We start from the raw sequence: 10862 nt of genomic DNA on the forward strand, positions 1-10862 counted from the left end.
TCCGTGTTCCAGACAGTATAGAGGTCGGCGCCGGCCATCTTCCACGCGATCTGATAGCCGCCGCCGACGGCCTCTGCCGCGATCGGCGTCCAGCCGCCGAGCTGTCCGACGACGAGGTTGGCGCCGCCGAACTTCACCTGCGGTCCGGTGCCGCCGGCGACCGGATTGAGGAAATAGCCGTTGCCGGCCTGGACGAGGCTCGTCGAGCCGACGGCCTCGATCACGGTGGTCGGAATGCCGATCGTGCCGTCGCCGTTCAGGTCCTGATGGAACGAGGTCTCGAACGCTTCGAACGCGGCCGTACCTCCCGAAACGCCGCCGATGGCGTTGCCGGTGTAATTGCCGCTGCTGTCGAGATTCCATACCGTGTAGACGTCGGCGCCGGTCATCTTCCAGGCGACCTGATAGCCGCTACCGCTGGTCTCGGCGCCGATCGGCGTCCAGCCGCCGAGCTGCCCCGGCGCAACGGTGCTGCCGCCAAACTTGATCTGCGGGCCGGTGCCGCCGCCGACGGGGTTCAGGAAGTAGCTCAGCCCGACCTGGACCAGGCTGGTCGAGCCCGCCGACTCGATCGTGACCGGCGTCGCCGACACCAGATGGAAGCCGAGCGCGTCCATCTGCTTGAGATCGGCGGCCGTCAATGTCTGCAGCGTGCTGCCGGTGTAGAACTCGTTGAACGGATCGTTGCCGCCCTGCACGCCGCTGTTGAGGAAGTCGCTCGGGTCGGACGACTGGCCGTAGTCACCTATCTTCGTATAGCCTCCGTCGACCGAAAAGTAGGCGGTCGATGCGGTCGCGCCGCCGCTCATCAGCCGGACGCCGGGGCTCGAGAACCGGAACAGGTCGAAGATGTCGGGCTGCGGCCCATAGGGGACGCGGCCGAAGGCGTGGGTGAGTTCGTGCAGCGCCACGCCGACCAGCAGGTTTGGATTGATGTCGGTGGCGAAGGTCGCGCTGCCGTCGTCCGTGGTGGTGTCGTTGGCGCCGAGCCCGCCCCACAGCTTCAGCTGCGTATTCCACACCGCGACGTAGGACTGGCCCTGGATGCTGGATCCGGCGGGCAGGGCATTGAAGGTGGTATCGCCCGCGCTGGCGTTGTTGATCAAATTGGAACGGACGGTGGAATAGCCCATCCACTGACCGCCGTCGGGCCCCGCGGCCGCGCCGCCGCCGGTGCCGCTGTAGTCGATCTTGAGGTTGACCGTGATGTGATCGGAGATCATCGAGGTGAGGATCGCCGCGGCCTGCTGAATGCCAGCCCGGAAGCTCGCAGGGGCGTTCATCGCCGCCGTGTCGAACAGCAGATTGATCGTCAATCCGCCGGCGCCGACGGCGGTAATGGCGCCGACACCGCCGAAATCGCCCTGGGCGAGCTCTGCCTGAACCGCCTCGTCAGGAAGCTCGACCGGGTTCGATGGCGGCGGAACGCCGGGATCGTCGGATTGCGAGCTTGGATTCGACTGTGAGGCGTATACTCCAGACATGACCTCGGTCCCAGCTATTCCCGTGACGGCGCGTGGCTCGATCCTGGCGAACCGCTGCTGAGCGGCTCGTGCCGTGCCACCCCCACCATCAGGCTGACGGTCTTGCTCGCCGGTTAATGGCCACGCAGAAGGTCAGGAAAACTACGGCCGGTCGCGGTGGGGGGCGCGCATCGAACGGAGACGCTTAAACCAAGCCTCTCAGCCAAGCAGTTCCGGTAGCCGGTTCAGGAATGCCGGCACCGGTAACGAAGCACCAAAATTGTAGGGATTGTCGCCGAGCGCCGCGCGATAACGGTCGAGCTGCGGGCCGCCATCGCGCATCGGCCGGCCGGTGCCGTCCAGGCAGTCGAGCTTGTAGCGGACGGCCTCCGCGATGTCCTGCGCGGTGTTGGCGTGGATCTCCAGTCCGTGGCGCGCCAGCACGGCGGTGTCGATCAGCAGCGCCTGCAACGGCTGGCGATAGGTCTCGCGCAGCGACAGATAGCGCCGTGCACGCCGGTCGTAGACCGGACGCACGGTAAAGTCGGTGCGCTCGTGCCAGAACTGGCAGTCGTTGGAGATGCAGTTCACCAGCAGCATGGGAGTGCCCAGCGCCTGCACGGCCGTGGTCAGGCCCGATGTCGTGCCGACGAACAGGCGCGCGGCGGCGCAGAGATAGAGGTCCATCTCCGCCGACTTGATGTCGCTGTGGGCGTAGTCGAACACACCCGGGATGCCGCGCAGCGGCGTCATGCTGCGGTCGCCGAGGCGGATCACGGCGCCGCCGCGCGCCGTGATCGCCGCGATGGCGTCGAGGTAGTCGCCGACATTGGCGGAGCGATGCTGGCGCGTCGTGCCGGGCCCATCACCGTGATAGCCGCCTTCGCGGATATGCATCGCGACGAACCAGTCGGCGGTGACGCCGGCCGTGCGCAGCCTGGCGGCGCCGGATTCCATCAGCTCCGCGGGAGGCTCGACGATCGGTCCGCGCTGCTGCTCGGCCCAGGCGACCTGCGCCCGCGATGCCGCATGCGCCCATGGCTCGGCCAGGCCATCGGTGCCGCGGACGGCGATGAACTGATCGCCGACGAGACGCTGATAGGGCAGGAGATCATCGACCAGCGCAGCATCCTCGATGATCGTGACATGCCGCGCGAACAGCCTGAGGAAGGGCTGGTTGACCACCTTGGCCGGCGGCGCGAGCAGCACATAGTTGGCGCGCGGCAGCATGCCGAGCGCGGCCATGCGCAAATGGCAGTCGATGAAGCCGATATGGCCGATCAGCGTCACCCATTCATAGCCGAGCAGCCGGACCGGCAGCGTGGGATCGAAGATCCGGCTCGCGGCGGCGATGCGCCGGACCAGCGCGTCGGGGATGGACCATTTGCGCGCGAGCGCATCCTGGTGATCGAGCGCCGCCTGATAGCTGCGGAACGTGTCGATGTAGCGGCCCTGGTGATAGAAGTTCTCGCCGAGCTGGATCAGGTTGTCGTAGATCAGCAGCTCGCCGGCATTCTCCAGCTCCCAGGCGCTGGGCGTGTAGGTCGAGGGATCGTAGCCGCCCGCGTAGTTCTGATGCGCCATCACCGAGCGCGGATCGCGTTCGACCGAGGCCTGGAAGCAGGCGGCGGCCGCGACGTGATCGCCGGCGAGCGCATGGACCGCGCCGAGCTTGCGCAGCGCATTGCCGTCGCCCGACGCTGCCGCCGCGGTGAGGAAATGGGCGGCCTCTGGCAGGTTGGCGCGATACATGTGGGCGACGCCGACCGCGAAGTTGATCGCAAAGCTGTCGATCGCTTCGGGCCGTGGCACGTCGTGGACGATCCGGTCGTAAGCGCTGCACAGCGCCAGGGTGGCGAAATAGGCCTGGGCGCCGACGCCGGAGCGGCTGCGGATCTGGCCGCGGAAAATCAGGTTCAGCAGACGCACCGCGCGCAATGCGCTCGGCTTGCGGCTCGCCGCGAGATGGACCTGCGCGGATGCGGCGAGCGTGGTCGAGACCAGCCGTGCCAGCAGCGGGCCGATGAATGATCCTCGCGCGAGCTGCCGGTCCGTCAGCCGCAACAGCTTCGCGCCGGCCGGCGCAACGATGAGCCGGCTGTCGACGATGTTGGCGGCGCGGGTGGTCAGCGGCAGCAACTGCCGGCGCCTCGCGCTCAGGAAGGCGTAGAGGCGGAACGCCGATGCCGTCAGCCAGGTTCTCGGCGACCAGCGGCTGCGCGCGGGCTGCGGCGACGGCTGTGCGGCTGGCGCGCTGCGCACAGGGGCTGTGGCCACCTGCCGTTGGCTGAGGCGATGCCGCAGCGAGCCGATGGGCGCACGCATCGTCATGGCGCGCGATAGGCCGGTGTTGCGGCGATGATCTGGCGTCGGACCCCGGTCTGGGCGAGCAGCCGCGACAGCGACATCGGGCGGGTCCGGAGCGTGACCCAGGCGAGGGCAGCTAATCGCCCGGCTGTTCCGAGGCTCAGGAGCCACGCAAGCAGATGCGTGTCGAGCGCGTTGCCGTCGAGCAGGGCGGACACCCGCGCCGCCTTGGCGGTGGGCGCCGTCGCATTGCCGAGCACCATGCGCGCGGCGCCGAAGCGGTTGCGTCGGGCGAACGCAGCGTCATAGCCCGGAGGAAACAGGCTGCTTTGCCGGATCAGCGTGCCGATCTCGGCCAGCTTGGCATTGAGCGATGCCGGGTCCGTCGCCGTGGCCGTCGAGTAGTTCTGCCCGTGAATGCGCCAATAGCCGAGGACATCGGCAAGGAAGTAGCAGCCATAGGTCAGCGCCAGCCGGCGCGCCAGGAACGCATCCGAGAACGAGCCGAGCTTGACGTCAAAGCCGCCGAGCGCCTGGAGGGCCTCCTTGCGATACAGCGAGGTCGTTCCGGAGAAGTAGTTGTCACCGACACGCAGGATGCGGCGGACGTCGCTCGGAACGAGCATCGCGGATCCGGCCGCAGGCAGCATCATCGGGCGCAGCATGCGCTTGGCCGAAGCCCCATGCGGCCCGATGATCTCGCAGCAGGCGAAGACGAGGCCGGCCTCCGGGTGGTCGGCGGCCCGGGCCATCGCCTTCTCGAGATAGGTCGGATGCAGCGCGTCGTCGGCGCCGAGAAATCCGATCCAGCCGGTGTCCGCGATCGCCAGCGCCTCGTTCTGGCCGCGCACGACCCCCTGGTTGGTCTGGTGGCGAATCAGCTGCCAGCCCGGCCTGTCCGCGAGGAAGCGTGAAATTACCGCGATGCTGTCATCCGTCGAGCAGTCGTCGATGATGATGACGCGGTCGGGCGCGCGGGTCTGATTGGCGATGCTGCCGAGCGATTCGGGCAGGTAGTGGGCGTGATTGAAATTGGGCACGACCAGGGTGACGGTCGGCGCGGCGGCTGGGCTGGTCGTCGGGGTCATGGCTCAGCGAACATCCTGCCGCATCGGTCCCACGCCTGCCGGTCAGGACGTCGGCAGCTCTTTCAACACGTCGTCCAGAGCGCCGAAAGCGCGCACGCGGCCGCCGTCGAGATAGAGCCCGAGGTTGCAGGTGTCGCGCAGCAGGCCGAGATCGTGCGAGGCCAGCACGACGATGCCCGAACGCCCGGTGATCTCCTGCAGCCGGTCATGGGTCTTCTTGCGGAAATGGGCGTCGCCGACCGCGATCCATTCGTCCATCAGGATGATGTCGCCATGGATCGAGGCTGCAATCGAGAACACCAGGCGCAGCAGCATGCCCGAGGAATAGGTCCGGATCGGCAGCTCCAGATAATCGCCGAGTTCGGCAAACTCGGCGATCTCCGGCACGCGCTGCTCGATCTCCTCGGGCGAGAGGCCCAGGATCAGGCCGCGGGTGCGGATGTTCTCGTAGCCGGACGCTTCTTCATCCATGCCGAGGCCGATGTCGAACATCGGCACGTTGCGGCCGACCACCCGCAGCGAGCCGCGCGTCGGCTCGTAGATGCCGGCGAGCACGCGGATCAGCGTGGTCTTGCCGGCGCCGTTGTGGCCGACGAGGCCGAGCCGGTCGCCCTGCTTCAGGGTGAAGCTGATGTCATCCAGCGCCTGGACGAACTGGAACGAGCCGTCGCTCCGGGAGACCCGGCCGCCGACGCGCGACGCGGCCTTGATGGCGAGATGCCGAAACGACCGCGCGTTCGGCGGCGCGACCGGAAATTCGATCCCGATTTGCTTGGCTTCAATCAGTGGCATGGCGGATCCCGGCTGGCCTCATCAGGCCCAGTACACGACGCGCGAGCGATAACGCGTGTAGATATACATCATCGCGACGGTCAGGATGACGACGCACCCGATCGCTCCGGCCCAGCTCGCAAGGCTCGGAACGGTCCCCATCAGCGGATCCCGCGTCACCGCCAGCAGATAGGCGATCGGATTGAGGGCAACGACGAAAGCGCCGCCCTTGATCTGGCCGGGTGCCCAGATGATCGGCGAGATGAAGAACAGCAGCTGGATGATCGCATTCATCACCGGGGGTACGTCGCGGTAGCGGACGCAGATCATCGAGACGATCGTGGTCAGGCTGACGATGAAGACATAGACCAGGGCCAGACCGAACAGGCTCAGCAGGCCGACGAAGCCGACCGACCACGGATAGATCAGCCAGATGACGGGAATGATGGCGATGTTGTGCAGGAAGATGATCAGGTTGCGCTGAACCATGCGCATCACGTGGATCAGGATCGGCATGTCCACGGCTTTGATCATGCCGCCGGCATTGATCATCGTGTAGCAGGACTCGCCGAGCGACGAGGCGATGAAGTTCCAGATCGTCATGCTGACCATGAAGTGCGGCAGATAGGTCTTCATGTCGGCGCCGAGGAAGCGGCCGGCGACCGCGCCCATGATCAGGGCGGTGATCGCGTTTGTCGCGGTAATCCACCATGGGCCAAGCATGGTGCGGCGGTATTTCGACCGGATGTCGCCCGCCGCGAGCGCGCGCCAGGTGACGTGACGGGTGATGAATGGGGCGATGTCCTCGCGGCAGCGCGCCCAGGAAAAGCGACGCTTGTCCGCAATCACGAACCGCTCGACCTGTCCATCGGTCAGGGTGGTCATTCCTATCCCTCGCGAGTGCCGTAAGTGTCTGGTCCGCCAGCCGAAACCGCTGGACCGCCGGCGCGCTGGCGGCGGACCGGCGCGCTTGCTGCACCATGTTACGCGGGGGCTGTCAACCGCTCAGCGCCGAGCCGCCCCCTGCGGCAGGCAGCGGCTCCCAGGAAAGGCTTCAGATCGTCGTCGACCCCGCCGCATCGACGATGCGCGGCTCCGGCAGCGGCACCAGGAAGCGGCCGCCGGCATCGAGATACGCCTGATTCCGCTTCAGGATCGGGTCGGCATAGATCCAGGCGAGAATCACCACGATGTCGGGCTTGCGGGTGGCGAGCTCGCTGGAGGGCAGCACCGGGATGTGGGCGCCGGGGCTGAAGCGGCCATGCTTGAGCTGGTTGTCGTCGACGATGAACTTGACCCGGTTCTCCAGCTCGAAATGGTAGAGCAGGGTGGTCGTGGTGGTGGAGGCGCCGTAGGCGGCGACCAGCTGGCCGGCGGCAATGGCCTCGTCGAGATGAGCGAGCACGCGGCGCTTGCAATCCTCGATGGCGACGAACCAGTCGCGATAGATCTGCGGCTTGGTCACGCCGCGGCGCTCCTCCTCGGCGATCAGCTTCGACAGCTCCGCCGAGCGCGGCCGCTTGCCGGTCGATTTCGGCTGCGCGAAGGCGCGGATCGAGCCGCCCTTGGTGCCGGTGCGCTCGACATGAAACAGCGTCATGTCGTGCCGGTTCAGGAACGTCTCGAGCGGGATCAGCGCATGGTGCGAGACGTGCTCGTGATAGATCGTGTCGAATACCATGTTGTCGATCATGTCGACGATGTAGGAGACCTCGAACACGAAGGCGCCGTCGTCGGCGAGCAGCAGCCGGATGCCCTTCACGACATCGGACATGTTGTCGATGTGCGCGAAGACGTTGTTGGCGCAGAACAGCTTCGCCTCGCCCTGGTCGGCCCTGATCTTTTCCGCCAGCGCGCTGGTGAAGAAGTCGGGGATGGTCGGAATGCCCTCGGAGGTCGCCGTCGCGGCGATGTCGCGCGCGGGGTCGATGCCCTGCACCCGCATGCCCTCGGCCTTGAACGCCTTCAACAGCGAGCCGTCATTGCTGCCCATCTCGGCGACCAGGCTGCCCTTGGGGATGCCGAGCGTCGACACCACGGATTGCGCATAGCGCTTGAAATGCTCGACGAGGCCGAGCGACACCGAGGTGCGGTAGGTGTAGTCGCGGAACAGGACATCGGGGTCGACGACGTCGAGATTCTGCAGATGCCCGCAGGACAGGCAGAGATAGCAGTCGAGCGGATAGAGGTCCTGCTTTTCGCTCAGCCGGTCGGCGGTCACGAACGCGTCTCCGATCGCGGACGGACGGATCGGCAGCACGTGATCGAGCGAGGTCGAGCCGCACAGGCGGCAATCGGTCTTGTGCTTGACGTGCTGCATGATGTCGCGGTCCTAGGTTGGCGATCCTCCGGGCGGGGACTGGTCGGCCGAAGCGGAGTTGCGGCGCGTTTTACAGCCCCGCGAAGCTCTTGGCGACCTCTTCTTGCCAGACTGTGGACACGCCGCCATCGAGGAACAGGCTCTGCCCGTTGATGAACGAGGAGCGCGGGCTGCACAGGAAATCGAGCGCGTCGGCGCATTCCTCGGCGGTGCCGAGGCGGCCGAGCGGGACCAGCTTGCGGTAGGTCTCCATCAGCCTGTCGTTCTGCTCATAGAACACGCGCGATTCGCGCTTCAGATAGGTCAGCGGCATGATGGCGTTGACGCGGATGCCGCGGCGGCCGAGCGTCGCGGCGTAATGCCGGACCATCGCATTGAGGCCGCCCTTTACGACGTGGTAGCCGACCGGCTGTGACGAGCCGACGAATTCGGCATAGACCGAGCTGACCACGCCGATGGCGCGATCGCCGTCCTCGGCAAAATGGCCGGAAAAGCCCTCGATCAGGTCGCGCGAGGCGGTCAGGCCGACCTGGATCTCGCCGGCCCAGGGATCGCCCTGGCCGCGGAAGCGCTGGCTCAGCACGAGATAGCGGATCGGCCCCTGAGCCTCGGCGATCTCGCGCCAGAGCCCGGCAAAGCTGTCGCTGCGCTCGAGATCCGCCGAAAAATGCTTCAGGTCGGTCTGGTCGGGAAAATCAGCCGGACGCTGCCGCGAGACCACGCTGACGGCGCAGCCGCGGGCAAGGAAGCGCTCGACGACCACGCGGCCAAGGCCGCGGGTGCCGCCGACCACGACGGCATGGCGGGTCATGCCGCGGCATCCTGCAGCGCTGCGACGCGCCGGACCAGATCGGCCTGATAGGCTGCGGCAGCAGATGCGTCGCTGTCCTCGGGCGCGAAATCGGCGAACACGCTGGCGCCGGGGCGGAACGGTCCGTTGGTGATCTCGTGCACGATCAGCAGGTCGCTGCGGATGATCAGGGTGTGGAAGAATGCGTTCGACATCCGGTAATAAAACGGCCGTGTGCCGCCCGGCGGCCCCAGCTCGACGACGCGCTCGATCTGTCCGTCATCGTTGAACACGACGATATCGACCTCGCCCTCGATGATATGGAACGCCTCGCTCTTGCCCGGGTGCTTGTGCGGCCGGATGTAGGAGCTGGAATCGATCGCGATGATCATCTCGTGCAGGGTGTCGTCGCCGTCCGGATGCGCGTTGATCCGCGCCCGTCGCTTCGGGCTGGCCTTCACGGCGGCCCTGAGCGTGTTGATCTCCGCCTGTCCCACGGCCGCGATCGGTCCTTCGGCCAGGAACACCTCGGGGGATTTTTGAACGAGGCTCATGAAACGAGGTCCTTGGTTATGGCGTTGTCGAGCGCCGCATAGATCGAACGGAATTGCACACCGCGCGCCGCGAGGGGAGCGAGCTTCTCGCGCACCTTGCCCTCGATGTGGGGGGCCACGGCGAACAGACAGGTGGTGATCCGCTCGTCCGCCAGCAGCCGGTCCGAGCCTATCACGGGGACGGAGAAGCCCGGCGGAAAAAAGCCTCCCTTGTCGCGATCATCATCCACAGCCAGCGCGAACAGGTCGGCCACGTCAAAGGCGTTGCCGAACATGATGGCGTGATGCCCTATGCCGAACAGCGCGATCTGGTCGCGGCCGGGACCCGCGAGGGCCGTCAGCCTGGTGCGCAGCCGCGTGCGGATGGAAGCAAAATTGTCACGATAGGCCTGGAACAGGCTGGAAGGCCCGAGGGGCGAGGCCGCCGCAGGAGAAGCGTCGACGGGCGTGAGGACGGCCGCCAGGGCATCTTCGAGGGCGCCGGGGTAGCGCAGTAGAGCCAGGACGCGATAGCCGCTCACCTCGGCCAGGCGGCGCAGCGTGTCCTCGACGAAATAGCAGCTGTGCTCCTCCCACAGGAAGCAGTAGTCGCGCGCGGCGAGAAACTTGCTGCTGTCCGGGACCTCGATCAACACCACGCCGCCGGGATTGAGCACGCGCTTGAGCGCCCGCAACGCCTGGACGGGATCCGGCGTATGCTCGACGAGGTAACGGCAGGAGACCATGTCGAAGGTCCCGAGCTGTGCGGCCCTGGCCGCAAGGTGATCGTCGTCGAGGGCGGCCTGCCAGCTTTCGAGATAGGGGTAGCATCCGTCGACGGCCGGGATATCCAGTTCGAGCGCGACCGGAGCAACCCCGCGGGCAGCCAGCCGCGACAGCAGAGGCTGTTCGAACGGGCCAAGCCCCAATGCGGTCTGCGTGGCCGGTCGGAAGCCGAGGAGGGTGTCGGTCAGCGCGTCGAGATGCGCCTCCGGCTCGCGGTAGCGAATCCAGGGAACGCGAGGCCTGAGCAAGTCCGGCGCCGGCACCTCGCGAAGCTGGACCAACTGACACGTCTCGCATTCAGCGATGTCGAGCAACGCCGATCGTCCGTCAGCCGGACGAGGTGCGAAGCCATTGCAGACGGGCTGGCGGCCCAGAGAGAGAGGCGGCGAGCTCAGACCACAGCCGCACAACCGGCATTTGAAAGATGATTCTGGCGACATGGTTCAACGGGGCGCGCTCAACAAAACAACCCCGGGCCGGGATGATGTATCCGCTGATAACGCACAAATCGCGGTTGCATAGGTAGGGTGGTCACATTAGCAGTATATTCCGCACGGAGACAACCTTCACGCATCGGCCGATATCAAAGGCTGCTTGCCACGTTGGAAATCGCAGGGAGACTGCCTTCGGTGACGATGGGGCGATGGACGGCGAGCCTTTCGGCCGCGAGGGGGCGGGGCGGTTGCTACAAGCTCTCCGAGGAGAGGCGAAGGGGGCCGCGTTTGGTGACTGGCGAATAGGCATTGCATCAGCCGGAGCTGCGAACATGGTCCTGTCAGGAGTGTGGCGATGATGTTGATCCTC

General features: G+C 66.4%; 9 protein-coding genes. All 9 read right to left on the minus strand.

Annotated features, from left to right (window positions below):
* Positions 1 to 1484: NF038122 family metalloprotease (locus BRAS3809_RS33805; RefSeq protein ID WP_035660387.1), on the minus strand; the 1484-nt coding region annotated here is incomplete at its 3' end.
* A gap of 198 nt (positions 1485 to 1682) precedes the next feature.
* Positions 1683 to 3794 (minus strand): TIGR04372 family glycosyltransferase, encoded by a 2112-nt coding sequence (locus tag BRAS3809_RS33810; RefSeq protein WP_008966512.1) that lies wholly within the window; start codon positions 3792 to 3794, stop codon positions 1683 to 1685.
* On the minus strand, positions 3791 to 4858 hold the full coding sequence (locus tag BRAS3809_RS33815; RefSeq protein WP_008966513.1) for a glycosyltransferase family 2 protein: 1068 nt from the start codon (positions 4856 to 4858) through the stop codon (positions 3791 to 3793). Before BRAS3809_RS33815 ends, BRAS3809_RS33810 begins: the two co-directional genes overlap by 4 nt.
* A gap of 42 nt (positions 4859 to 4900) precedes the next feature.
* Complete coding sequence (locus BRAS3809_RS33820) at positions 4901 to 5650, minus strand: ABC transporter ATP-binding protein (protein ID WP_008966514.1); 750 nt, start codon at positions 5648 to 5650, stop codon at positions 4901 to 4903.
* A 21-nt stretch (positions 5651 to 5671) separates the two neighbouring features.
* Positions 5672 to 6514: an ABC transporter permease gene (locus BRAS3809_RS33825; RefSeq protein WP_008966515.1), complete on the minus strand. Its 843-nt coding sequence runs from the start codon at positions 6512 to 6514 to the stop codon at positions 5672 to 5674.
* Between the two features lie 169 nt (positions 6515 to 6683).
* The gene (locus BRAS3809_RS33830; RefSeq protein WP_008966516.1) at positions 6684 to 7949 is read right to left on the minus strand and encodes a class I SAM-dependent methyltransferase; all 1266 of its coding nucleotides are present in this window, start codon (positions 7947 to 7949) and stop codon (positions 6684 to 6686) included.
* Between the two features lie 70 nt (positions 7950 to 8019).
* Positions 8020 to 8760 carry an SDR family NAD(P)-dependent oxidoreductase gene (locus BRAS3809_RS33835; protein ID WP_008966517.1) on the minus strand — a complete coding sequence of 247 codons (741 nt, stop codon included), beginning with the start codon at positions 8758 to 8760 and terminating at the stop codon, positions 8020 to 8022.
* Entirely contained in the window at positions 8757 to 9293 is a 537-nt protein-coding gene (locus BRAS3809_RS33840; protein ID WP_008966518.1) for a WbuC family cupin fold metalloprotein, read from the minus strand. The genes BRAS3809_RS33835 and BRAS3809_RS33840 overlap by 4 nt, the downstream gene beginning before the upstream one ends.
* On the minus strand, positions 9290 to 10498 hold the full coding sequence (locus tag BRAS3809_RS33845; RefSeq protein WP_035660390.1) for a class I SAM-dependent methyltransferase: 1209 nt from the start codon (positions 10496 to 10498) through the stop codon (positions 9290 to 9292). Before BRAS3809_RS33845 ends, BRAS3809_RS33840 begins: the two co-directional genes overlap by 4 nt.
* Positions 10499 to 10862 lie beyond the last annotated feature (364 nt).

The organism is Bradyrhizobium sp. STM 3809, assembly GCF_000239795.1.
GTDB lineage: Bacteria > Pseudomonadota > Alphaproteobacteria > Rhizobiales > Xanthobacteraceae > Bradyrhizobium.

Bases quoted from the DNA above. Each gene is read 5' to 3' on its own strand.
- BRAS3809_RS33810 (WP_008966512.1), bottom strand. From the start codon at position 3,794: ATGACGATGCGTGCGCCCATCGGCTCGCTGCGGCATCGCCTCAGCCAA.
- BRAS3809_RS33815 (WP_008966513.1), bottom strand. From the start codon at position 4,858: ATGACCCCGACGACCAGCCCAGCCGCCGCGCCGACCGTCACCCTGGTC.
- BRAS3809_RS33820 (WP_008966514.1), bottom strand. From the start codon at position 5,650: ATGCCACTGATTGAAGCCAAGCAAATCGGGATCGAATTTCCGGTCGCG.
- BRAS3809_RS33825 (WP_008966515.1), bottom strand. From the start codon at position 6,514: ATGACCACCCTGACCGATGGACAGGTCGAGCGGTTCGTGATTGCGGAC.
- BRAS3809_RS33830 (WP_008966516.1), bottom strand. From the start codon at position 7,949: ATGCAGCACGTCAAGCACAAGACCGATTGCCGCCTGTGCGGCTCGACC.
- BRAS3809_RS33835 (WP_008966517.1), bottom strand. From the start codon at position 8,760: ATGACCCGCCATGCCGTCGTGGTCGGCGGCACCCGCGGCCTTGGCCGC.
- BRAS3809_RS33840 (WP_008966518.1), bottom strand. From the start codon at position 9,293: ATGAGCCTCGTTCAAAAATCCCCCGAGGTGTTCCTGGCCGAAGGACCG.
- BRAS3809_RS33845 (WP_035660390.1), bottom strand. From the start codon at position 10,498: ATGTCGCCAGAATCATCTTTCAAATGCCGGTTGTGCGGCTGTGGTCTG.